Source organism: Streptomyces alanosinicus (assembly GCF_014650595.1).
GTDB classification, from domain to species: Bacteria; Actinomycetota; Actinomycetes; order Streptomycetales; family Streptomycetaceae; genus Streptomyces; species Streptomyces alanosinicus.
The window spans coordinates 204,367-228,177 of the sequence record NZ_BMVG01000011.1; the positions used below are offsets into that span (position 1 = coordinate 204,367).

The 23,811-nt window shown below is 73.6% G+C and carries 19 protein-coding genes; 13 read left to right on the plus strand and 6 right to left on the minus strand.

All coding sequences use genetic code 11. The features are described from left to right. Positions 1-22: 22 nt before the first annotated feature. Together IE277_RS23810 and IE277_RS23815 are read left to right on the plus strand one after the other, a co-directional pair. Positions 23-955 carry a helix-turn-helix domain-containing protein gene (locus tag IE277_RS23810; protein WP_189955631.1) on the plus strand — a complete coding sequence of 311 codons (933 nt, stop codon included), beginning with the start codon at positions 23-25 and terminating at the stop codon, positions 953-955. 280 nt (positions 956-1,235) lie between these two features. Beyond that, positions 1,236-3,104, plus strand: a complete 1,869-nt coding sequence (locus IE277_RS23815; RefSeq protein WP_229881928.1) for a ricin-type beta-trefoil lectin domain protein — start codon at positions 1,236-1,238, stop codon at positions 3,102-3,104. Positions 3,105-3,146: 42 nt separating this feature from the next. Here IE277_RS23815 and IE277_RS23820 read toward each other — a convergent pair whose 3' ends face one another. The 3 genes from IE277_RS23820 to IE277_RS23830 all read right to left on the minus strand — a co-directional run bounded on the left by IE277_RS23820 (position 3,147) and on the right by IE277_RS23830 (position 6,846). Continuing rightward, complete coding sequence (locus tag IE277_RS23820; protein ID WP_189955633.1) at positions 3,147-4,385, minus strand: polysaccharide deacetylase family protein; 1,239 nt, start codon at positions 4,383-4,385, stop codon at positions 3,147-3,149. A gap of 206 nt (positions 4,386-4,591) precedes the next feature. Continuing rightward, positions 4,592-5,302 (minus strand): DUF4232 domain-containing protein, encoded by a 711-nt coding sequence (locus IE277_RS23825; protein WP_189955634.1) that lies wholly within the window; start codon positions 5,300-5,302, stop codon positions 4,592-4,594. A gap of 152 nt (positions 5,303-5,454) precedes the next feature. Then, positions 5,455-6,846 carry a serine/threonine-protein kinase gene (locus IE277_RS23830; RefSeq protein WP_189955636.1) on the minus strand — a complete coding sequence of 464 codons (1,392 nt, stop codon included), beginning with the start codon at positions 6,844-6,846 and terminating at the stop codon, positions 5,455-5,457. A 47-nt stretch (positions 6,847-6,893) separates the two neighbouring features. On the opposite strand from IE277_RS23830, the gene IE277_RS23835 reads away from it, so the two are divergent. Next, positions 6,894-7,445 carry an RNA polymerase sigma factor gene (locus IE277_RS23835; RefSeq protein ID WP_189955638.1) on the plus strand — a complete coding sequence of 184 codons (552 nt, stop codon included), beginning with the start codon at positions 6,894-6,896 and terminating at the stop codon, positions 7,443-7,445. A 210-nt stretch (positions 7,446-7,655) separates the two neighbouring features. Here the strand turns inward: IE277_RS23835 and IE277_RS23840 are convergent, their stop codons facing one another. Further along, entirely contained in the window at positions 7,656-10,040 is a 2,385-nt protein-coding gene (locus tag IE277_RS23840) for a SpoIIE family protein phosphatase (RefSeq protein WP_189955640.1), read from the minus strand. A gap of 265 nt (positions 10,041-10,305) precedes the next feature. On the opposite strand from IE277_RS23840, the gene IE277_RS23845 reads away from it, so the two are divergent. From IE277_RS23845 to IE277_RS23865, 5 genes are all read left to right on the plus strand, one after another. Further along, entirely contained in the window at positions 10,306-13,410 is a 3,105-nt protein-coding gene (locus tag IE277_RS23845; RefSeq protein ID WP_189955642.1) for a glycoside hydrolase family 2 TIM barrel-domain containing protein, read from the plus strand. 141 nt (positions 13,411-13,551) lie between these two features. Next, entirely contained in the window at positions 13,552-13,791 is a 240-nt protein-coding gene (locus IE277_RS23850) for a hypothetical protein (RefSeq protein ID WP_189955644.1), read from the plus strand. Positions 13,792-13,794: 3 nt separating this feature from the next. Beyond that, on the plus strand, positions 13,795-14,172 hold the full coding sequence (locus IE277_RS23855; protein ID WP_189955645.1) for a toxin Doc: 378 nt from the start codon (positions 13,795-13,797) through the stop codon (positions 14,170-14,172). Between the two features lie 335 nt (positions 14,173-14,507). Then, the gene (locus tag IE277_RS23860) at positions 14,508-16,202 is read left to right on the plus strand and encodes an RICIN domain-containing protein (RefSeq protein WP_189955647.1); all 1,695 of its coding nucleotides are present in this window, start codon (positions 14,508-14,510) and stop codon (positions 16,200-16,202) included. Positions 16,203-16,509: 307 nt separating this feature from the next. After that, the gene (locus tag IE277_RS23865; protein ID WP_189955649.1) at positions 16,510-16,941 is read left to right on the plus strand and encodes a subtilase-type protease inhibitor; all 432 of its coding nucleotides are present in this window, start codon (positions 16,510-16,512) and stop codon (positions 16,939-16,941) included. Between the two features lie 309 nt (positions 16,942-17,250). On the opposite strand, the gene IE277_RS48880 is transcribed toward IE277_RS23865, so the two are convergent. After that, complete coding sequence (locus IE277_RS48880; protein ID WP_268252653.1) at positions 17,251-17,382, minus strand: hypothetical protein; 132 nt, start codon at positions 17,380-17,382, stop codon at positions 17,251-17,253. Positions 17,383-17,822: 440 nt separating this feature from the next. Beyond that, a complete protein-coding gene (locus IE277_RS23875; RefSeq protein WP_189955650.1) occupies positions 17,823-19,328 on the minus strand; it encodes an MFS transporter in 1,506 nt (501 codons plus the stop codon). Between the two features lie 211 nt (positions 19,329-19,539). Here IE277_RS23875 and IE277_RS23880 point away from each other — a divergent pair, with 211 nt between their 5' ends. From IE277_RS23880 to IE277_RS23900, 5 genes are all read left to right on the plus strand, one after another. After that, positions 19,540-19,884: an ArsR/SmtB family transcription factor gene (locus tag IE277_RS23880; protein ID WP_189955652.1), complete on the plus strand. Its 345-nt coding sequence runs from the start codon at positions 19,540-19,542 to the stop codon at positions 19,882-19,884. Between the two features lie 6 nt (positions 19,885-19,890). Next, positions 19,891-20,418, plus strand: a complete 528-nt coding sequence (locus IE277_RS23885; RefSeq protein ID WP_189955654.1) for an SRPBCC family protein — start codon at positions 19,891-19,893, stop codon at positions 20,416-20,418. 226 nt (positions 20,419-20,644) lie between these two features. After that, complete coding sequence (locus IE277_RS23890) at positions 20,645-21,496, plus strand: SDR family NAD(P)-dependent oxidoreductase (RefSeq protein ID WP_189955656.1); 852 nt, start codon at positions 20,645-20,647, stop codon at positions 21,494-21,496. A 6-nt stretch (positions 21,497-21,502) separates the two neighbouring features. Further along, positions 21,503-22,423, plus strand: a complete 921-nt coding sequence (locus IE277_RS23895) for a DMT family transporter (RefSeq protein ID WP_189955658.1) — start codon at positions 21,503-21,505, stop codon at positions 22,421-22,423. A gap of 26 nt (positions 22,424-22,449) precedes the next feature. After that, on the plus strand, positions 22,450-23,217 hold the full coding sequence (locus tag IE277_RS23900) for a polysaccharide deacetylase family protein (RefSeq protein WP_189955660.1): 768 nt from the start codon (positions 22,450-22,452) through the stop codon (positions 23,215-23,217). Positions 23,218-23,811 lie beyond the last annotated feature (594 nt).

The following is a 23,811-nucleotide window of genomic DNA, read 5'->3' on the forward strand; positions in this document are numbered from 1 at the left end:
GGACGAAGCGCCCGACGGGAGGATGCCTGTGCGTGCTGACGACCTGCCCGTGACGGCTGCCGCCGCCGACCCGTCCCCGCCGCCCGGACCGGTGGTGACGGGCCGCTACGACCAGGGGCCGGGCTACGGCGTGAACCGACCCGGCGGCTCGGACAGCTGGCTGTTCACCTTCACCCTCGGCGGGTGCGGACTGCTCCGTCAGGGTGGTGCCCGGGCCCGCGTCGGCGCCGGGGATCTGGTGGTGCTCGCTCCGGGCACCGCCCACCGCTACACCGTGGCGCCCGGCGTCGGGCGCTGGCGGTTCTGGTGGACGCACTGCCGGGCCCGGCCCTCCTGGACGCCCTGGCTCGCCCCCTATGCCGTGTCCGACGGCCTGTACGCCGTGCCGGCCGTGCCCGGCGCCCTGTACGAGCGGATCGACGCGGCGTTCGGGCGGATGCTCGCCGACGCCCGCCAAGACGCCCGCGGACCGGCCGGGAGCGCCCCGTCCGCGCCGGACCCTGTGGCCGTGGCGCACGGCGGCCCGGCGCGGGAACTGGCCCTGTGCGCGCTGGAGGAGGTCGTGCTGCTCGCCGCCGGCGCCCGGACGGCGCCGGCCGCTCCGGGCCGGACACCGCGGCCGGCACCGGACACGGACGCCCGGGTGCGCCGGGCCGAGGAGCTGATCGCCGCCGACCCAGGAGCCGCGCACACCGTCCGCTCACTCGCCGAGAGCGTCGCGCTGTCCCCGTCCCGGTTCGCGCACCTGTTCACCCTGTGCACCGGCCGGTCCCCGATGCGGGCCCTGCGCGAGGCCCGGCTGCGGCACGCGGCCCGGCTGCTGGAGGTCACCGACCTGACGGTGGAGCGGGTGGCCGCGGCCTCCGGATTCATCAGCCCCTTCCACTTCAGCCGGGTTTTCCGGGAACGTTACGGAGTGCCGCCCGGCACCTACCGGGCGGGCGAACGGCGGTAAGGGAAGAAAAGGGCCCACCTGAATTCGCGTCAATAAGAAAACCAGTCACACGCGATTGTCGATTATCGAAAGATCCCTTGTTCGGGCGTGTGTGACTGTGCAAAAGTGTGTGCCGTCGGCGTGCGGACGGATCATATTTCCCGCTCTTGCGCCAGGTCGCTCCCCGTACACCCCCCACGCTTCAAAAGAGCCGCCTCAGGTGGACGTTCGAGCAGCCCACCACTCTTCCGTATCGCTTGGTATGGACTAATTTCGTTATCACGTCTGGAGGAATGCAGTCGTGAATGAGGCAGGCCTGTCGGACGAGCGGCTGAGTGCCGAGCTGAAGAAGTGGACGGGCGGGACACCGGCGCTCCATCCCGTCGGTGAACTTCTCGACCGGCACTGGGGAGCGGCCTTCGCCTACGCCCGGCTGTGCGCGGACGGGACGCGAGCCGCCGGCATGCTCACCACCGCCGCCTTCACCCGGCTCTTCGGGGAGTCGCTCCGGCAGGCGGGCCCGACCGCCGCCTGGCGGCCCCAGGTGCTGGTCACGGTCCGCCGGATCGCGGCCGAGTGGGACACCGACGGCCGCCGGGAACTCCTCCACCCGCTGCTGCGGTCCGGCGACGGCGGCGAGCGTGCCGCCGCCCGGCTGCTGCCGCCGCCCGGCAGGCGCCAACTGTCCCGCGCGTTCCAGCGGGTGCCCCCGACCAGCCGTGCCGTGCTGTGGCACACGGAGGTCGAGGCCGAACCGCTCGCCGTACCCGCCGCCCTGCTCGGCCTGGACGAGGAGGACACCCGTATCGAGCTGCGCCGGGCCCGGGAACGGCTGCGCGAGGAGTGCCTCCAGGTCCACCGCGAAGTCGCCCCCGACACCGAGTGCCGGCGCTATCTGCGGATGCTCGATGTGACGTACCGGCGCGGCGGCGTCGACCTCGACCCGGATCTGCGCGCGCATCTGGGCGGCTGCGGCCACTGCGGCCGGACCGCGGACCAACTCGCCGCGTTCAACACGGGACTGGGGCTCGCGCTCGCCGAGGCGGTCCTCGGCTGGGGCGCCCACGCCTATGTGGAGTCCCGGGCGAGCCGCGCCGAACACCCGGCCGAACCGGCTCCGCAGCCCCCGACGGTCACCCCGTCACCCGACGCGGCCGCCCCGGCCGCCGCGCGCACCCGCCGCCGAGGCGCCACCGGTCCGCTCCGCCGGCCCCGCTCCGCCCCCGCAGGCGCGGCGGCCGGCACCGGTGAGACCGTCGCGCCCGGCCGCTCGGCCCGTCGTGCCGCCCGCGCCCGGCGGACCCGACGCCGCCAACTCGCCCTGGCCGTAGGCACCGTGAGCGGACTGGTCGTGGTGCCCCTGGTGCTGTGGTCGGTGCTCGGCTCCGGGGGCGGCGCGGCCCCGGCCGGCGGCGGCGCGTCCTCGCCGGCGCCGGGCAAGGGCACCGCCACCGCCGGCACCTCGTCCTGGTCCGGTGCGAGCACGGCCGGTCAGGGTGCCGTACACGGCCGGCTGCACAATCTCGCCTCCGGGCTGTGTATCGGCGTCGTCGGGAAGAAGGCCGTCAACGGCGCCGAGACCGAACTCGCCGCCTGCTCCACGACACCCAGCCAGCAGTGGACGTACGAGAGCGACGGACGCCTGCGCAACTCCGCCGCTCCCGAGCTGTGCCTGGACTCCCACCTCGGCTACTCGGTCGTCCTCGCCCCCTGCTCGGCCACCGGGAAGGCCGCGCGGAACATCCGCTACGACTTCACGCTCCAGGGCGCCCTGATACCCCGCTGGAACCAGGAACTGGCCCTCACCCCGGCCGCCACCGACGGCTCCGGTGCCCTGGTCCTGAAGAACCGCGCCATCGGCGCCGACCAGCGCTGGACCGTCGACACGGCCAGGCCCGAACTGCAGATGCAGAACGTCGACTGGGGCAGCGGCAAAGCGTCACCGACCGCCACCGCCCACCGGACACCACCCGCGCCGACGCCCACCCCCAAGGCCTCCACGGCCACGTCCGCCCCGCCCCCCGCCCCGAAGCCGTCGGCCACCGTCGCAGATCCGGCGCCTGCGCCGTCCGCCACGGTCGCCCCGTGCACCGCTTACCCGTCCTCCTGCGGCTACGGCGGCGGGGGCTACGGGGGTGGCGGGTACGGAGGCTGGCGCCGCCACCGCTGAAGACGCGGTATGCGCCCATGAGGACAGACCTTCGCGTACCGGTCAGGAGGTCTGGCTGCCCGCCGCTCCCAGGAACTCCGCCCAGCCGCCGACCGGGGCCTGTCCGGGGACGAGCGTGCGCAGCTTGCGCAGCATCGCCGGGTCCTGCGCCTCCAGCCAGTGCACGAGCTGCTTGAACGACACGAAGCGCACATCGTCGCCGTACGCGGCCATCTTCCCGATGGCCTCCTCCACGGCGTCCATGTAGATGCCGCCGTTCCAGCGCTCGAAGTGGTTGCCGATGAAGAAGGGCGCGCGGTTGGTCGTGTAGGCGCGCTGGAAACCGGCCACATAGGCGTCACGGGCCTGGGAGCGCCAGGCGGCGTACTGGGCGCGGTCGCCGTTCGGGTTGCCGGCGGACTGGTTGAACATCATGTTGTAGTCCATCGACAGGACCTGGAAGTTGTGCCCGGGGAACGGTACGGACTGCAGCGGGAAGTCCCAGATCTTGCCGCCCTGCACTTTGCCCGGCCAGATCTGCAGTCCGCCGGGGGAGCTGGCGTCGTACTTCCAGCCGAGTGCCGCGGCCGTGGGCAGCAGGTTGGACTGGCCCTCCAGGCAGGGGGTGCGGCCGCCCATCAGCTCCTTGTCGTAGTCGAAGGGCAGCGGTTCGAGGTCCGTGAAGCCGGTGTTGGTCTTCCACTGCTTCACAAAGCTCTTGGCCTGGTCTATCTCGCTGCGCCACTCGGCCGGGGACCAGTTGCGCACGCCGTCCGCGCCGCAGAAGTGCCCGTTGAAGTGGGTGCCTATCTCATGGCCCTCCAGCCAGGCCGCACGGACCTGCTGCAGGGTGGCGTGGATGTGCCGGTCGGCGAGATAGCCGATGGCGGAGGTGCCGACGGGGTGCTGCGGCGGACGGTACAGGTGCTTCTTGGACTCGGGCAGGGCGTAGATGCCGCTGAGGAAGAAGGTCATCTTGGCGCCGTGGTCCGCGGCCACCTTGCGGAACCGGGAGAACAGGCCGTTGCTCAGCTCGCCCGCGCCGTCCCAGGAGAACACCACGAACTGCGGGGGCTTCTGGCCCGGCTTCAGCCGCTCGGGCGTCGGCTGGTGCGGCTGGGCGCCGGTGTCCGCGGTGGAGCCGTCACCGATCGGCTTCGCCTTGGCCTGGGCGGTGCCCTTGCCGTCCGGGTCAGGGTCGCCGACCGAGAGGCCGGTGCCGGAGGAGCACGCGGCCAGCGTGCCCAGGGCGCCCGCGGCCGCGCCCGCTGTCAGCACCCGCCTGCGTGAGATCCCGCTCATCTTGTCCCCGATTTCCTGTCACGGCCCTTGCTGGGCCTGCTCGCCGGTGTGGGTCGACGGGTTCGATGACGGGAGCCGAAGGAAAGATCGGGGCCGGGGATGCCTGTTGCCGTCCTGTGACAGTTGTGGCGCGGTCATGACGAACCCCGCTGTCCGGGGTGGGGAACAGCGGGGTTCTAGGGGTGTTTCGGGTGGTTCGTAACTGGTCAGGGAGCGGTGCCGGGGCTGAGCACCGACAGGAAGACGGACGAGGAGTTGCCGGAGACGGGCACCGCCCCGCCCGACCACGCGACCCTCAGCGAGTCCTTCTCGTTCGGCGGCGTGACCAGCAGCGCGGCCGGGGTGGCCGTCTCGGCGCCGCTGACACCGGGGTTGGAATAGGTCAGCCCGGCCCAGGCGCTCTGCCCCGGCCTGAGAGTGATCGTCGTCGGGGAGCCCGACTCACGCCGGGGGTCCGGGCCGAGCTGGGTGCCGGAGCCGTTCACGAACGCCGCGCCGGCATAGCCGTGCAGGGTGCAGGTGCGGCCGGACCTGTTGGTCAGGACGACCGGGAAGTTCTCCTGGCCGGCGCCCGGGTCGTTGCGGCCCACCGAGGCGCTCAGCTCGGAGGTGTGGCAGCGGCTGCTCACCGGGACGGTGGTCGCGGCGCCCCCTCCGCCGCCCGCGGTGGGGGTCGCCTTCGAGGCGCCGGGGGACGAGGGGGCGCCGGCGGGTGCCGAGGCCGTCGAGGCCGGGGCGGAGGTGCCGGGCGCCGGGCTCTTCGTGCCGTCCGTCGCCGGCGCGGCCGTACCCGAGGCCGTGACCGGCGGGTTGCTGTGGACGTCGTGGCCGTTGCCGCAGGCGGTCAGGAGGCCCAGCACGGCGACCGTGCCCACGAGCAGGGCCCCGTGCCGCGCGGACCGGGGGGTGTTCACCATGTCGATCGACGCTCCTGGTTGTTCATGGCACGCGACGGACCGCGTACCTACGGCACCGAGTGCGCCGTCATCACACTCCGATGCGCGCGGCCCCGGAAAAGTTCGGCACACGCTGGAATCTCTTCCCCTCCGTGACCGCATGCAGGCGCCCGTCAGGTCACGCTCAGCGAACGGAGTATGTCCTCGGTCGCGTCCTTGTCGCCCCGCTCGCGCACCTGTACGTACACCTGAGGCTGCGCCGTGCCGTCCGCCGGGTTCAGCGCGGACTCCGTGACCGAGCCGCCGTCCGGGCAGCCGCTCCAGGCCCGCACCAGACCGTGCCAGTCGCCGTCGGCGAAACTCCGGCTGCCGGAGAAGCGGCAGCCGGAGTGGGCGAGCGCCTTGACCCGCTCCGTGACGTCGCCGTGTTCGCTCAGCCCGACGAACACGCCGTCCACGGCCGCCCCCAGATCGGGCCATCGGCTCAGGTCGTCGGCGACCACCAGCCCGGGTTCGTGCCCCTTGGCGAGCCCGAGCGCGCCCGGGTCCCAGCCGGAGTCCCGCAGCTCCTGGCGCCAGCCCGCCGGTACCTCGACGACCACCCGCCCCGTCGAGTCCGTCACCCGCGCCTGGTCCGCGGAGCCGCCGCGGTGCAGCAGCACGGTCACCCCGGCCGCGGCCGCCGCCGCGGCGAGCAGCGCGGCGAGGGACAGCGTCACCGCGTTCAGCCGGCCGCGTACGCCGTCGAGGCGCCGGGCGGGCCGCAGCGACGGCGTCCCCGCCGCCAGCCGGTCCAGCTCATCGGCGAACGCCTGGGCGCCGGGCCAGCGCCGCGCCCGGTCCGGCTCCAGCGCGCGCAGCAGCGCCCGCTCCACGTCCTCCCCGAGGCCCGGCCGCAGCCGCCCCGGCGGTACGACCCGGCCCGGCAGGCCCGGCACACTGCCCGTGACCAGCTCATAGCCGACCGCGCCCAGGCTGTAGACGTCCGCCCGCTCGTCGATGCCCTCACCGGGCTCGGCCTGCTCCGGCGGCTGATAGCCCGCCGAGCCCGCGGCCAGCGTGAGCACCGACGCCTGCGCGAGGCTCTTGGCCAGGCCCAGGTCGGCCAGCAGCACCCGCCGGGTGCCGTCCCGGGCGGTGTGCAGCAGCACGTTCGTCGGCTTGATGTCGCGGTGCACGATGCCCGCCTCGTGCAGCGCGGCGGCGGCCCGCGCGGCCTCGGCGGTCAGCGCGAGCGCGTGGCCGACCGGCAGCGGGCCGCCCGTCAGCAGGTCGGCGAGGGTGCCGCCGTCGGCGTACTCCATCACGAAATACGGCCTGCCGTCGGGCAGTTCACCGATGTCGTAGACCTGCACCACGCGGCCCGAGCCGGCCCGGCGCAGCAGCCGGGCCTCGGACAGGAAGCGGTCCCTGATATCGAGCCGGTGGGCCCAGTTCTCGGCGAGGACCTTCACCGCGACCTGAGCCTGCAGCTCGTCGTCGTGGGCGAGCCACACCGTGGCGAAGGCGCCGGTGCCCAGCGGACGTTCGAGGCGGTAGCGGCCGATCCGCTCCAGGGAGTGCATACGACTATCATGCCTGGCCTGAGATCGACTCGAAGGAGGACCCTTCCGTGCAGGACCAGGCGCCGGTGGAAGACCTCGCCCGGCGGGCCGCCGTCGGCGACAGCGCGGCTCTGGACCGGCTGCTGCACGAGATCCGGCCGGAGGTGGTGCGCCGCTGCGGCCGTTTCCTGCCGTGCCGCGAGGACGCCGAGGAGGCCGCCCAGGACGTGCTGTTCCAGGTGGCCCGGCACATCTCCCGCTTCGAGGGCCGCAGCCGCTTCAGCACCTGGCTGTACACGGTGGTCGCCAACTGCTGCCGGCAGAAGTACCGTGAGCTGAAGCGGCGGGCCGCCGAGCAGCCGGCCGCCGCGATCGAGCCCTCGTACGCGGTGGACCCGCGCACCACCAGCGTCATCGCCGGTTCCCGGGTGGATCTGCTGGACGCGCTGGACCGGCTGGAGCGGACCCATCCGCATCTGGTCGCTCCGCTGGTCTACCGGGACATCTGCCAGCTGGACTACGCCGAGGTCGCCGAGCGCGTCGGCATCCCGCTCGGCACCCTCAAATCCCGTCTGCACGAGGCCCGCAAACAGGTACGGCCCTGGCTCGCGGGCGGCTGACCGGCCCCGCCGCCGGTGCGGACCGGGACGTGCCCGGGATGCAGCGGGGGCGCCCCGGCGCTTCCATGGAGGGCGGCGAGATCTCCCGGGCCATGGACCGTCGGGGGGCCGCTTCTCGGGCCCGGGGTACACACACTCGGCTGCCGCCTTCCGGACTCGGGCAAGACGAAACTCACCTGTTCGCTGGTCCGGCACCGACATCGCGCCCGGCTACCGGTCCTCCTCGTAGAGCGGCAGCTCCGCCCAGATCGTCTTGCCCTCCGGGGTGTGCCGGCTGCCCCAGCGCTGGGTGAGCTGAGCGACCAGCAGCAGGCCCCGGCCGCCCTCGTCGAAGGTCTTGGCCCGGCGCAGATGCGGGGCGGTGGGGCTGGTGTCGGACACCTCGCAGATCAGTGTGGCCGCGTCATGGATCAGCCGCAGCCGGATGGGGTGGGCACCGTACCGGATGGCGTTGGTGACCAGCTCGCTGACCACCAGCTCCGTCGTGAACGCGGCCTCGCTCAGCCCCCACGTGTCCAGCTGCTCCACGGCCTGCTTGCGGATCAGCGCCACCAGCGCCGGGTCCGCCGGGATGTCCCAGGTCGTCACCCGGGAGACGGGCAGCACCCGGGTCCGGGCCAGCAGCAGCGCCACGTCGTCGGCGGCGCCGCCCGGCGGCAGCAGGGCGTGCAGGACCCGGTCGCAGGTCTCGTCGAGGGAGGCCGTGTGCCCGGCGAGCACCTCGTACAGCCGCGCGCGGCCGGCGTCCCCGTCCCGCTCCCGGGACAGCACGAGACCGTCGGTGTACAGGGCGAGGACGGTGCCCTCGGGCAGTTCCAGCTCGGCCGACTCGAAGGGCAGCCCGCCCAGGCCGAGCGGGGGACCGGCGGGCAGGTCCAGCAGCTGCGGCCGCTCGCCCGGCCGCAGCAGCACCGGCGGGGGGTGCCCGGCGCGGGCCAGGGTGCAGTGCCGGGACACCGGGTCGTAGACGGCGTACAGGCAGGTCGCGCCGACCTCGCCGGGGCTGCCCTCGCCGCCGGACTCCTCCGACAGCCGGACCACCAGGTCGTCCAGATGGGTGAGCAGCTCGTCCGGGGCCAGGTCGATGTCGGCGAGGGTGCGTACGGCGGTGCGCAGCCGGCCCATGGTCGCCGAGGCCTCGACGCCGTGCCCGACCACGTCCCCGACGACCAGCGCGACCCGCATCCCGGACAGCGGGATCACGTCGAACCAGTCGCCGCCCACCCCGGTCCGCGCGGCCGGCAGATAGCGGGAGGAGGCCTCCAGAGCGGCCGTGCGCGGCAGGGTGCGGGGCAGCAGGCTGCGCTGGAGCGTGAGCGCGGTGTCCCGTTCCCGGGAGTAGCGGCGGGCGTTGTCGATGCAGACGGCGGCCCGGGTGGTGATCTCCTCGGCGAGCAGCCGGTCGTCGGCGGCGAACGGGTCGGCGCGCCGGTGACGTGTGAAGACCGCCACGCCGAGGGTCAGCCCGCGGGCCTGGATCGGCACCGACATCGAGGAGTGGATGCCGAATCTGCGCACCCGCTCGCCCCGCGCGGTGCCCCAGGCCAGCCAGGGCAGCATGTCTCCCGGGGCGACCGAGGAGATGATCGTGTGGCCCACGGCCATCGAGTCCGCCTGGGGGGAGCCGGCCGGGTACTCCTCGGTGTGCCCGGGGGCCAGCACCGCCTCCGGCACTCCGTCGAGGACCGACCGATGGGCGGCCCGGCGCAGGGTGACCGGCGCGGAAAGGCGGGCCGGGGGCTCACCGCCGTAGTCCTGCGGGTCCAGCAGGTCGATGGTGACGAAGTCGGCGAGCGCGGGCACGCACACCTCCGCCAGCTCCTCGGCCGTTCGGGTCACGTCGAGCGTGCTGCCGATGCGCACGCTCGCCTCGTTCACCAGCTGCAGCCGCTGCCGGGCGCGGTGGTTGTCGGTGATGTCGTGCGCGGCCAGACACACTCCGCGCACCCGGCCCCGCGCGTCCCTGACCGGGGCCATCCGGGCGAGCCAGGCGTGGGCGGCGCGGCCCTCGCCGCCGGCGTGCACGGAGGTCTGCACGTCCAGTGGCTGCCCCGTGGTCAGCACCCGGAGCATGCCCTGTTCCAGTTCCTCGCTGTCCGGGCGGCCGCCGATCTCCGCGAGCCGCAGCCCGCGCAGCCGCTCCCGCGGCAGCCCGATGACGTCGGCCATCGCGTCGTTCATCCGGCGCAGCCGCAGCGCGTCGTCGTACACGGCGACCGCGCACGGTGACTGGACCAGGCCCGCCTCGGCGAGCGGATCGTCCGCGCCGGGCGGCCCGTCGCCGGTCAGCGGGGTGACGACGAGCCAGCCGCCGCCGTGTCCGTCGTGCGGCGGCCGGCGGTGGGCGAGCAGCCAGACCGGGACGGTACGGCCGTCGCGGTGGCGCAGTCCGACCGTTCCCTCCCAGCGGGCGCCCGTGGGCGGCGCCGGGGGGCCGTCCCCGGCCAGGAGCCGGGCGGCGGGGCGGCCCAGGACGGTCTGTGCCGGGTGGCCGAGCAGCCGGCGCGCGCCTTCGTTCCACTCGACCAGTGTTCCGTCGTCGTCGATGACAGCCCGGGCCGTCGCCGCCTCGTCGAACGGATAGACCCGGCTCATCGTCGCCGCTCCCAAGCGCACACTCACAGTGAACAGGTGGCACCTCTCGTGTTCCAGCGTAGTGCTTCGGGGACTGCCGTGAATCACCATCCGTGCCCGCGCTGCCGGTCGGTCGAACACAGTCAAAGGGACGATCCGGTCGATCTGCCGCAGACGGCGTACGCGTGCTGCCGGACCCTTGACGATCGCGTGTGGCGGACCGTCAGAATCTGTTTGTTCACGATCAGTTGTGAGTACTTCTGCGTCTTGATGAGGGAGAGCCGCCATGACGGTCACTCGCCGATCGGTTCTGGTCGCCGCCACCGCGACGCCCGCGACCGGAGCGCTGCTGAACATGCAGGCGCCGCCCGCCGGCGCCGCCGAGGCGTCCGCCGGCGTCACCGGACGCCGGATCGTGCCCCTGCGGGACGGCTGGCGCTTCGCGGCGGTCAACCTGGACGACATCACCGACCCGACCGGCGCCTACGCGCGCGCCGCCGATCCCGGCTACGACGACTCCGCCTGGCGCGAGGTCGCCGTCCCGCACGACTGGAGCATCGAGCAGACCCCGACCACCGACCACGGCACCACCGCCGGCACCGGCTTCCTGCCGGGCGGCCTCGGCTGGTACCGGCTCGCCTTCACCCTCCCGCCCGCGTACGCGGGCAAGCGCGTCTCGGTGGAGTTCGACGGCGTCTACATGGACGCCTACGTCTACTGCAACGGCACCCAGATCGGCCACCACCCCTACGGCTACACGGGCTTCGCCCTCGACCTCACCGGCCATGTGCACACCGACGGCAGCACCCCCGACGTGCTCGCGGTCAAGGTGCAGAACCGGCTGCCGAGCAGCCGCTGGTACTCCGGCAGCGGCATCTACCGCGAGGCCCGGCTCGTCATCACCGAACCGGTGCACGTGGCCCGCTGGGGCACCCGGGTCAGCACGCCCGAGGTCTCCGCCGGCAGCGCCCTGGTCCGGGTGGCGACGACGGTGCTGAACGAGTCCGGCACCGGCACGGACGTACAGATCCTGTCCCGGATCACCGGCCCCGACGGCCGCACCCTCGCCCGCACGGCCAGCACCGCCGCCGTCTCCGGCCAGGCCACCGAGACCCATGAACTGACCGTCGCCGAACCCCTGTTGTGGGACTTCGCGACCCCGGAACACCGCTACACCCTGCACACCGAACTGCGCGTCGCGGGCCGCACCACGGACGCGTACGAGACCCCCTTCGGCATCCGCAGCTACCGCTTCGACCCCGACGAGGGCTTCTCGCTCAACGGCACCCACACCAAGATCAAGGGCGTCGACCTGCATCACGACCAGGGCGCGCTCGGCGCCGCGATCAGCGTCGACGCGGTCCGCAGACAGATGCAGATCATGAAGTCGATGGGCGTCAACGCCCTGCGCACCTCCCACAACCCGCCCTCGCCGCAGATGATCCAGGTCTGCGAGGAGCTGGGCATCGTGATGATGGTCGAGGCCTTCGACTGCTGGCGCACCGGCAAGACCGCATACGACTACGGCCGGTTCTTCGACGAGTGGTGCGAGAAGGACGCCACCGAGATGGTGCTCGCCGCCCGCAACTCACCGGCCGTCGTCCTGTGGTCCATCGGCAACGAGATCCCCGACTCCACCTCCACCGCCGGGCTCGCCATGGCCGACCGGATCATCGGCGCCGTCAAGGCCGCCGACGACACCCGCCCGGTGGTCATCGGCTCGGACAAGTACCACGGGGTGCCCGCCACCGGCTCTCCGGCCGACCGGATGCTCGCCAAACTCGACGGCCTCGGCCTGAACTACAACACCGCCAAGTCGGTCGACGCCCTGCACGCCGCCCACCCCCATCTGTTCCTCTTCGAGTCCGAGTCCTCCTCGGAGACCTCGACCCGGGGCGCGTACCAGGAGCCGGAGCACCTCAACACCGGCGAGAACCACACCCCCGGCAGGCGCGAGACGTCCTCCTACGACAACAACCTCGCCTCCTGGACGATGAGCGGCGAGTACGGGCACAAGAAGGACCGGGACCGGAAGTGGTTCGCGGGGCAGTTCCTGTGGTCGGGCATCGACTACATCGGCGAGCCGACCCCGTACGACGTCTTCCCGGTCAAGGCGTCCTTCTTCGGCGCGGTCGACACGGCCGGCTTCCCGAAGGACATGTACCACCTGTTCAAGAGCCAGTGGACGACCGAGCCGATGGTCCATCTGCTGCCGATGAGCTGGAACCACGAGGAGCTCGGCGAGGGCGCCACGGTCGAGGTCTGGGCGTACGCGAACGTGCCCTCGGTCGAGCTGTTCCTGAACGGGGAGTCGCTCGGTGTGCGGGAGTTCGACGTCAAGCGGACCACCGACGGGCGCTCCTACCTGGAGACCACCGAGGCCACCGGCGACGACAAGACCTTCACCGACGGCCCCTACCCGGGCAGCTACACGAGTCCGAACGGCAGCGCGGGCAAGCTGCATCTGACCTGGAAGGTGCCGTTCCGGCCGGGCGAGCTGAAGGCCGTGGCCCGGCGCGGCGGCAAGGTCGTCGCCACCGATGTGCTGCGCACGGCCGGCGCCGCGCACGCGGTGCGCCTCACCGCCGACCGCACCTCGCTCGCCGCCGACGGCCGTTCCCTGGCCTTCGTCACCGCCGAGATCGTCGACGCACACGGTGTGCCGGTGCCCGATGCCGGCCACCTGATCACCTTCGACGTCACCGGCGGCTCCCTGGCCGGCGTCGACAACGGCCGCGAGGAGAGCGCCGAGCGCTACCAGGCGAGCACCCGCACCGCGTTCCACGGCAAGGCCCTCGCCATCGTCCGCTCCGGGACGCGGCCGGGAGCCCTGAAGGTCACCGCGCACGCGGACGGCCTGCGCGCCGGCACGGCGAGCGTGCGCACCACCCCGGCGTCCGAGACCTCCCGCACCCCGGCGGCCGCCTTCGGGCCCCACCACCCCGAACCGGTGAACTACCCCTACGCGGACGCCAGTTACTCCGGAAGCCCGGACACCCTGCCCGCCGCGATGCTGGACGGCGACCCGGCCACCGGCTGGTCCAACGCCTTCGCCAAGCCGGCCACCGCGCTGCTGCCCGCGTTCGACGGGGCACGCACGACGGACTGGGTGTCGGTCGACTTCGGCCGCGACCGCACCTTCGACCACGTGGCCGTCTCCTTCACCGTGGACACCACGCATGCGCTGCCCGCGCGGGCCGAGGTGGCGGTCTGGGACGGCCGTGCCTACGTGCCGGTGACCGACGCGAGGACGGACTGGGCCACCGCGTCGGACACCCCGACCGTGATCACCTTCGCCGCACTGCGCGGCTCCCGGCTGCGCCTGACCCTGACCAGCGCCCACCCGGGCGAGCCGAAGGGGGCGGTACGGATCAGCCGGCTCGACGTCTAGGGCCTGTCGCCGGACTCCCGTCGTCCGCCCGGAGGGACGGCGGGATTCGGACATGGCCCTCGTACCCCGTAGGTACCGGGAGGAAGGGCACCTGACCTGGGGATATTTACGGGTAAGTACCCGCACGGTACCGTAGGGGGTATGCCAGCTCTCAATGTGGAGTTCAGTGAGCGGGAACTCGAGGATCTGCGGCAGATCGCCAAGGAGCGCGGTACGTCGATGAAGGCCCTCGTGCGCGAGGCCGCCGCCGCCGACATAGCCCGGCACCGGGCCCTGCAGGAAGGCGCCGAGGCCTTCCGGAAGTTCTTCGCCACGCACGCCGAGGAGTTCGCGGCGGCCTTCCCCGACGATGAACCCCCCGCGAAGGACGAGGCCGCCTGACGCATGCCCTCCGTCATCCATATCGACGTCCCCTGGCTGCTCCAGCGCCACGAGGAGGTCCTGCCCGACCAGCCCTCGGTCGACGACTTCTCCGCGCTGGTCGCCGCCGTCGCCCGGCACCGCGTCGACCCGCCCCGGCTCGGGGTGGACTCCGACCCGGCCTGGCGGGCCGCCGCCCTGCTGCACACCCTCGCCGTCCTCAAGCCGCTGCCCGCCGCCAACGCGCGCTTCGCCTGTGCGACCGCCGTGGCCTACATGTTCGTCAGCGGCGTCGGCATCGACCCGCCCTACGGCGCCCTCGTCGACCTCGCCCGCGATCTGATCTCGGGCAAGACCGATGTGTACGGCGCGGCCGACCGGCTGCGCTCCTGGCAGATCTGAGCCTGCCCCGGCCGGCGGGGGAAGCCGCCGGAAGCGTGCGCGCGCCCGCCGGTGTGTGCGTACGCTTCACGCGGGGCGCATGAAATGCCGAAAAGCGGCCGCACGGGACCAGGGCGGGAACCGATTTCTGACTTTCTTTCAAAGCAGCCGATGTTGTGCGGTTTCCTTGTTGCTCGTGAGGAAGTTGTGCAAGGGTTGTAATGCTCGTGTGGGGGGTACAATGCCGGGTTCTTCCCGCAGTTGCGGAACTTCACCGGCCGAACGCCGGCCCATTCCCCTCCCTCCGCGCGGCAGAGGTACGCATCGACGCAAGCCGCACCAAAGGAATCCGCTCAGTGTCCACCCCCCACCCCCCTCGCCCTCCCTATCCGCCGCCCGGCGGAGACCCGGGGGAGCCCGACGCATCGCTCGCCGGCCCGCTGCGGGCCGGTTCCGACGCGGAGGCCTCCCGGTCCGCCGCCCTGCTGATGGCCCGGCACTGGCAGCCGGCGCAGGACTACGCGGTCGTCTGCCTGGCCCTGTCCGGGCCGCTCGCGCACATGGTCACCGCCACCGCCTTCCACCAGGTCCTCGGCCGGCTCGCCCTCGGCGAACCCGCCGAGGCGCTGCGTCCCCGGCTGCTCGTGGCAGTCCGGGACACGGTCGTCAACTGGTCCGCCGCCGACCACATCACCGCCGTACTGCCCGGACTCGGCAAACCCGCCGGGGGCCGCGGCATGCGCGCCGCGAAGACCCTGATACCGGAAAACCGCGCCCTCTCCGACCGCTCATTCCACGCCCTTCCCCGCCCGGAACAGACGCTGTTGTGGCACATCGAGGTCGAGGCCGAACCGATAACCGTTCCCGCCGGACTGCTCGGCGTCGACACCGACGGCGCGGCGGTCGCGCTGGAACAGGCGCGCGAGAAATTCCGGGAGGGCCTGGTACGTGCCCACCGGGAACTCGCGCCCGGCACGGAATGCCGCTACTACAACCGTTTGCTGGACGTTCCGATCCGCCGTGGCGGCGCGCTGCTGCCCGATGTCCAGGAGCATCTGTCCGCCTGCTCCTACTGCCGGCACGCCGCCGAGCAACTCGGCCACACCGACGCCGCGTTGGGAGTGCTGCTCGCCGAGGCGGTGCTCGGCTGGGGTGCCCGCCGCTACCTCGAATCCCGACCCGGCCGCCGCCCCGGCCCCGCCCGTGGCGGCTCCCGGCGCTCGGGCGGCCGGCGGCGCGGCGGTGACAAGCCCGGCCTGTTCGCCGGTGCCACCCTGCCCGGCGCGCGGCGGCGCGGCGAGGGCCGGTCCCGGGTCCGCACCCCGGGCTCCCGCGGCAGGCGCCGCGCCGGGGACGAGCCCGGACCACTCGCCCGGATCCCCGGGACCGCCTGGTCCTCCCGGACGCTGCTCACCGGAGTCGGCGTGGCCTCGGCCGGACTGCTCGCGACCGTCCTCGCCCTCAGCCTGTGGCCGGAGGGCGGCGACGGCACCGACCCGGTCGCCTCCGCCGGCGCCGCCACCGGCCGGCCCGCGCCGCCGTCCGCCACGCGCCCCGGCACCGCGGCGCTGCCCGCCACCGGTCGCCCCGGCCGGCTGCGCAACGCCGCCGCCGACCTGTGCCTGGACATCAAGGGCACACCGAAGGCCGGGGCGGGCGCGGTGCTCGCCGGCTGCTCCACGGCACCCACCCAGCAGTGGACGTACGACGCCGACGGACTGCTGCGCAGTGCGGCCGGCTCGGGGCTGTGCCTGGACTCGCACGCCGACGCGGGCGTGGTGATCCTCGGCAGCTGTGCCGGCGCCGGTTCGAAGCGGGCCGACGACGTGCGCTACGACGTCACCGTCCAGGGCGAGTTGCTGCCCCGCTGGGACCGCACCCTCGCCCTCGCCACCACCGCCGAGAGCGTGGGCGCCGACCTCGTGGCCAAGGTCCGGGACGGCTCCACCGGGCAGCGCTGGGTGACCGACGCGTCCTCGGCGAGCCCCGGCTCCCTCTCGGTCGCGGGCACGGACCCCTCCGCCCGCCCCCGGCGCACCCCCGCGCGGTGATCACTTCGTGAACACAAGGAGTCATGAAGGGGCTTGAGGGGGTCAGAGTCGGAATGTTTCAGGACGATTAACGAAGCGCCGATTTTCGGCCATCGGGCGCGGCTGCGACCGCTGGACCCGCGTAGTTACTGGGTCACAGTGTGTGGATTCCGTGACTTCACGCCACTGCTTCAACACGAAAGGTTACCGAAATCCATGTGTGCGATGTGAGTTTCGACGGCGGACTCGGCAGAGTGGCGCTCGCCGCTCCGGTGCCCGACCGGGCCCGAGCCGGTACCTCAACTGTTCGAGCGGAAGGATGCACACAATGCGGAACACCGCGCGCTGGGCAGCGGCCCTCGGCCTCACGGCCGCTGCCGTCTGCGGACCCCTGACCGGGGCCGCCGTCGCTGCACCGGGTGCCGCCCCGTCGTCGCTCTACGCCCCCTCGGCGCTGGTCCTCACCACGGGCCACGGCAGCGACGCGGCCACGGCCACACCTGAGCGCGCCGTCACCCTGAGCTGCGCGCCCACGGCCTCCGGCACTCACCCCGCCGCCGACCAGGCGTGCGCCCAACTGCAGGGCATCGGCGGCGACCTCGCCGCCCTGAAGCCGGCCCCCGGCGTCTGGTGCACGAAGCTGTACAACCCGGTGGTCGTCACCGTGCAGGGTGTCTGGCAGGGCAAGCGCGTCGCCTACGAGAGCACCTTCGGCAACGCGTGCGAGAGGGACTCCATGGGCGGCGTCTTCGCCTTCTAAAGACCGCGGGATCGCAGAGGTCTCCGCATACGCCGGATCAGGTCCGCAACTGGGGAGTGCGGCCCCTGCTGCGGGGTACCTGCGATCTCGCACCGGGGCCGACGGGCGGAGTGGGGCCGCCCGCCGGTTTCCGGGCACACAGCCGCTCCCTGGGGAGGCCCGTGGGGGGCCTTCCCGGGGGGCGGCGAAAAACCACCGGTTTCGTCCGGTGTCCATGACCTTGGGCCGGTGACTCGTGTCGCACCAGGGCCGACGGCGATCGCGCCGCCGGGCACGGAGAGCGACGCGTACCCGGTCCCGCGGCGCCCCTCAGGTGCCCTGCCAGGGGGTGCGCCGGGGCCACCAGGGCGGCACCGCCCGCCGGTAGCGCTCGTAGTCGGCCCCGAAGCGGCGCAGCAGCCCCGGCTCCTCGTACCGGCGGACGTAGACCCGGAGCAGCACCCAGGCGCCGGCGGCACAGCCCGAACAGCACCGGCCGGGCGAGCAACAGGCCCTGCCCGGCGAGCACGGCGACGACCGCGAGGTAGATCGGATTGCGCACATACCGGTAGGCGCCGCTCACCACCAGCCGCGCGGGCGGCGCGACCGGCGCCGGGGTGCCCCGTCCCTCCAGGGCGAACCTGGCGTAGGCCGCCAGGATCACGGCCGTACCGGCCGCCAGAGGCACCAGACCCAGCAGGCGCGGCGGCAGCGGCCAGTGGCCGGTGCGCCAGCCGCCGGTCAGCCACCACGGCAGCAGGACGGCTCCGCAACCCGCCGCCAGGACCAGGAACAGGGCGCTGCCGAGCACCGCCGTCGCCTTGCGCACACCTTCACCATGACAGGCCGAGGGGCCGCCGTCTCCCTGCGGACGGCGGCCCCTCGGGCCCGGAACCCGGCTGTCACATGTGGACGACCGGGGCGGCTTCCGCGTCCTGCGCCGGCACCCCGCGCCGGTAGAGCAGGAAGGCGATCAGCGCGCCGGCGGCGAAGAAGCCCGCGGACCACCAGAAGGCGGTCGTGTAGCTTTGGATCGTCGCCTGGGCCTGCACCAGCTTGCTGGTGGCGTCGCGGCCGGAGAGGTAGTCGGTGGCGGCGCTCGCCGCGAGGGTGTTCAGCAGGGCCGTACCGATCGAACCGCCCACCTGCTGCATGGCGTTGACGGTCGCGGAGGCCACACCCGCGTCCTCGGCCGCGACCCCGCCGGTGGCCAGCTGCATGGCCGGCGGCATGACCATGCCGAGGCCGACGCCGATCACGATCAGCTGCGGCAGCACCGCGCTCGCGTAGTGCGAGCCAACGCCGATACCGGTCAGCCAGGCCATACCGGCCGTGGCGATCGCGAAGCCCAGCGGGATGACCGCCTTGGGGCCGATCCGGGGCAGCAGGACCGTGGTGCCCAGCTGCGCGGTCACCATCAGCGCGCCGACCATCGGCAGGAACGCCACACCGGTCCTGGTGGGGCTGAAGCCGAGGTTGAGCTGGAGGTAGTAGGTCAGGAAGAGGAACACGCCGAACATGCCCGCGCCGGTGATCAGCACCGCGAGGAAGGAGGCCGCGCGGTCGCGGTCGAGCAGGATGCGCAGCGGCAGCAGCGGGTGCGCGGCCCGGGTCTGCCACCAGGCGAAGGCCGCCAGCAGCACACCGCCCGCGATCAGGAAGCCCCAGGTCAGCGGCGAACCCCAGTCGTGTGTCTCGGCGTTGGAGAAGCCGTAGACCAGCGTGAACAGACCGGCGGCGACAAGGACCGTGCCCGGCACGTCCAGCTTGGCGTTCGCGGCGTCACGGTGGTTGCTGAGCAGGATCCAGCCGCCCGCGAAGGCGACGACCGCGATGGCCACGTTCACGTACAGGGTCCAGCGCCAGTCGAGCGCGTCGGTCAGCACCCCGCCGAGCAGCAGGCCCACGGCACCGCCGGCACCGGCGATCGCGCCGTACACGCTGAAGGCGCGGGCCCGTTCCCGGGCGTCGGTGAACGTGGTGTTGAGCAGCGAGAGCGCGGCGGGCGCGAGGAGCGCGCCGAAGGCACCCTGCAGGGCGCGCGCGACGACCAGCATGGTGAAGCCGTTCGCGGCGCCGCCGAGCGCGGAGGCCGCGGCGAAGCCGACGACCCCGACGAGGAAGGCGGGCTTACGGCCGAACAGGTCGGCGATCCGGCCGCCGAGCAGCAGCAGGGAGGCGAAGGCGAGGGCGTACGCCGTCACGATCCACTGCCGGCTGCCGTCGGAGAACCCGAGGTCGGTCTGGGCGGACGGCAGGGCGATGTTCACGATGGTGGCGTCGAGGACCACCATCAGCTGGGCTATGGCGACGACCGCGAGGATCCACCACCGCTTCGGTGACACCGCCGGCTGCTCGACCCCGGTCACCCCCGTTCGGGAGCCTTCGGGCAGGGTCTTCTGGGACATGGGGAACCACTCCAGGGAAAGTCGTTCGAGTGCAGGGAATGTGCCGCTTCTTGTCGAAACAGCTGGACGAAAGGAACCCGTAAACGAAACTGTTTCGTACACATCGAGGTTAGAGTACGTCCAGCGAAACGGCAACGTTTCGTTTCGTCTCGCGGGTGAGATCGGCATGAATTCCTTGACGGGCATATAACTGTCGAGGCATATTCGCTGTATGTCCGATGCCGCGCTCTGGTCCGCCCTCGCCGACCCCCACCGCCGGGCGATCGTCGCGCTCCTGCTGGAACGCCCCCGGCCCGTCGGGGAGATCGCCGAGGCCTGCGGACTGAGCCAGCCGAGCACGTCCAAGCATCTGAAGGTGCTGCGCGAGGCGGGCCTGGTCCGGGTCCGGCAGGACGCACAGCGTCGCGTCCACGCCCTCGACCCGGCGCCGATCGCCGCCCTCGACGCCTGGCTGGAGCCCTACCGCAGGCTGTGGAACCGCAGCCTGGACGCCCTGGGCCGGCGCCTGGACGAGACGTCGGACGCCCCCCGGCACCCCCCACCACCGAAGGACTGAGACACCATGCCCGTCGACCTCACCGGCACCTATCTCACCCTGGACGACGGCCGGCCCGCCGTCCGGTTCAGCCGTGTCTACGACCACCCGGCGGACCGCGTCTGGCAGTTCGTCACCGATCCCGACGAACTGGAGCAGTGGTTCCCCTTCCGCGCCGAGATGGAGCTGCGTCCCGGCGGCACCATCCGGTTCAGCGGCGACCCGAACGTGCCCGACTTCACCGGCCGCGTGCTCGCCTTCGACCCGCCCCGGCACCTGTCCTTCGCGTGGGGCGGCGACGAACTCCGCTTCGACCTGGAAGCCGTCGGCGACCGGCGCACCCGGTTCACGCTCACCAACGTCCTCGGCGAGGCGGACACCGCCGCCCGCAACGGCGCCGGCTGGGAGGTCTGCCTGTCCGCACTCGACGCCAGGGCACGCGGCGAGCGCTTCGAGGGCCCGCACGCCGGGCCGAGCGGACCCTGGAAGGAGTTCTACGCCGGCTACCTCGACGCCGGTGTCCCCTCCGGCGCCCCCGTACCGGGCCTGGACTGACCACACCGGGCCCGACCGCTCGCCGGGTCCGGTCCTTCGGCGGGACGCACGCCCTTCTGCCACCGGGTGGCCGGGCGTACGGTCGTAAGGCCGGCCCCCGCTCGCGCACAGGTCGCGGCGGCTCCGCCGTGCACGGAGTTCCAGTGTGTGGCGCCCTGGAGACACCGCGAAGGTTCGCTCCCGGAGTTCGCGAGCCCGTGCCCCACGTCGCAGCGAGGTCGTCACCATGTCCCACACCCCGCCTCCCGCAGGACCGTCGAACCGCACCGGGCCGGTCGCGACCTCCGGCCCGGCGGGCTCCGTTCTCCCCTCCGCCGGGAGCCGCCCGGGCCCGGGCGGCACGGCCCTGGTGACGGGTGCCTCCTCGGGCATCGGTGCCGCCGTCGCCCGCCGGCTGGCCGCCGAGGGAGGCTGGCGGCTGGTGCTGAACGGACGGGACGCCACACGCCTGGCGCAGGTGGCCGCCCCGCTCGGCGCCCTGGCCGTCCCGGCGGACCTGACCCGGCCGGGCACCGACCGTCTGCTGACCGATCTCGTCCTGGACCACGCCGGCCGGCTGGACCTGCTGGTGGCGAGCGCGGGCGTGGGCTGGGCCGGTGACTTCACGGGCATGCCCCGAGCCCGAATCGACGAGATCATCTGCGTCGACCTGCTGGCCACCGTGCACCTCGTGCGCGCCCTCCTGCCCCACATGGTCGCGGCCGGATCGGGCCGCATCGTGCTCATCGGATCCGTCGCGGGCAGCGTCGGCGTGCGCGGCGAGGCCGTCTACTCCGCCGCCAAGGCCGCACTGGCCGCCTTCGCCGACGCCCTGCGCTATGAGCTGCGTGGCACCGGGGTGGGCGTCAGCCATGTGATCCCCGGCGCCGTCGACACGCCCTTCTTCGAACGGCGCGGCGCCCCCTACCCCCGCACCTGGCCGCGGCCGGTGCCGCCCGAGCGGGTGGCCGACGCCGTCCGGACGGCCGTCCTGCACGGCCGGGACGAGGTGTACGTCCCCGGCTGGCTGCGCCTTCCGGCCCGGGTGCGCGGCGTCGCACCCGGCCTCTACCGGCATCTCGCCGCCCGCTTCGGGTGACCGGCCATGACCGCCGTCACCGTGCTGCTCGCCCTGCTCGCCGCCCTCACCAACGCCTCCGCGTCCGTGCTCCAGCGCCGCGCCGCCGTACAGGAACCGTACGAGGACGGTCCGGCCGGTGGGGCGGGCTCCGCCGTGCGCAGGCTCGGTCGGCTGCTGCGGCGCCCCTTCTGGCTGGCGGGGGCCGCGCTGCTCGCGGTCTCCGGGCTGCTGCAGGCCGGGGCGCTGGCCGTGGGCGGTCTCTCCCTGGTCCAGCCCCTGCTCGCCACCGAGCTGCTGTTCACCCTGGTCGTCGGCAGCGTGGTCTTCCGGCGGCGCCCCGGCGGGGGCACCTGGCTGGCCTTCGCCGCCCTCGCCGCCGGGCTCGCCCTCTTCCTGCTGGCGGCCGCCCCGGGCGCGGGCCGGCCGACCGCGCCGCCGCGGGCCTGGCTGCTGGGCGGCGGCGGGGCGCTCGGCGCCGTCGTCCTCCTCGTGGCCCTCGCCCGCCCGATGCGGGGCGCACCCCGCGCCGCCCTGCTCGGGCTGGCCTCCGCCGTGTGCTTCGCCACCACCGCCGCGCTGCTCAAGGAGGCCGTGGGCAGGCTCGGACACGGGCCGGCGGCGATGTTCGCCCACTGGTCGCCGTACGCCACGGCCGGCGCCGGACTCGTCGCGTTCCTGCTGCTGCAGAGCGCGTTCGGCGCCGGCTCGCTCACCGCCTCCCAGCCCGCGCTCACCCTCGGCGACGCGCTCACCAGCGTCGTCCTCGGCTGGGTGCTGTTCGCCGAGACCGTCCACCTCGGGCTGCGCGTGCTGCCGGAGGCCGTCGGAGTGGCGCTGATCGGGGCGGGCAGTGTCGGGCTGGCCCGGGCAGCGGCCGCCGGACGGGAGTGGGACACGTCCGCGCGGGACGGTGCCGGGAGCCGCCCGCATCGAGTACACCGGTGAGAACGCGACAGGAAGGCAGACCGGCGATGTCCCTCATGCCCGGCCGTCCGGGGCGGACGGCGGCCCTCCTGGTGCCGGCCGTCGCCGCCGCGCACATCGGACCGGCGGCGACCTGGCTCCCCGGCGTACGCCTGCTGCTGTGCCCGCGCCTCGCCGGCGTCGGCCCCCCTCGGCACATCGCGCTGACCTTCGACGACGGCCCCGATCCCGCGTCCACGCCGCGCTTTCTCGACACGCTGGACGAACTGGGGGTGCGCGCGACGTTCTTCGTGCTCGGCGAGCACGTGGTACGTCATCCGGCGCTGGTCCGGGAGACCGCCCGGCGGGGACACGAACTCGCGGTGCACGGCTGGACGCACGACCGCCCCTGGCGCCCCGCCCCCGCCCGGGACGCCGAGCAGGTCGCCCGGACCGTCCGCGCGCTGCGGGACGTCTGCGGCCACCGCCCGCTGTGGTACCGCCCGCCCTACGGGATCCTCACCTCCGGGCGGTGGCTGGCCGCACGGCGGGCCGGGCTGCGGCCGGTGCTGTGGTCGGCGTGGGGCAAGGACTGGACCGCCGAGGCCACCCCGGCGTCCGTGCGGGCCCGGGTCGCGGCCGATCTGCGCGGCGGCGGCACCGTCCTGCTGCACGACTCCGACCGGCTCGCGGCCCCCGGCTGCTGGCGCGCGACCCTCGGCGCCCTGCCCGGCCTGATCCGCGACTGCCGGGAGGCCGGCCTCACGCTCGGCCCCTTGCGCGAACACGGCCCACCGCCCCAGGGATACCGGCACGGGCCGACGCCTTGTCCGTGACGGCACGGGCCGACGCCTTGTCCGTGACGGCACGGGCCGACGCCTCGTTCATGACGGCGTGGGCCGACACTTCGTCCATGATGGCTTGGGCCGATGCCTCGTCCAGACGGTATTGGCCGATGCCTCGTCCATGACGGCACGGAGCCTGCGCCTGGGGCAGAAGCCAACCCCTGCGTCCGGGGCGGGATCCGGCCTCTGCGTCCCGGGTCGGACCGGGCCTCTGCGCCCGCGCCAGCCCCGGCCCCTGCGGCCGGGGTGGAATCCGGCGCCTGCGGTCGGGCAGACGCGGCCTCTGCGCCCGAGTCAGACTTCGGCGCCTGCGGTCGGGGTGGAATCCGGCTCCTGCGCCCGGGGCAGACGCGGCCCCTGCGCCCCGCGCCAGCCCCGGCTCCCGCGGCCCGGGGTCAGACCCCGGCCACACACGTCACTGGATCCCGCCCCGGGCGCCCGGGGCGGGATTCAGCCTCTGCGCCCGAGTCAGACTTCGGCGCCTGCGGTCGGGGCAGAAGCCAACCCCTGCCTCCGGGGCGGGATCCGGCCTCTGCGTCCGGGCCAGAGCCCGGCCTCTGCGTCCGGGCCAGAGCCCGGCCTCTG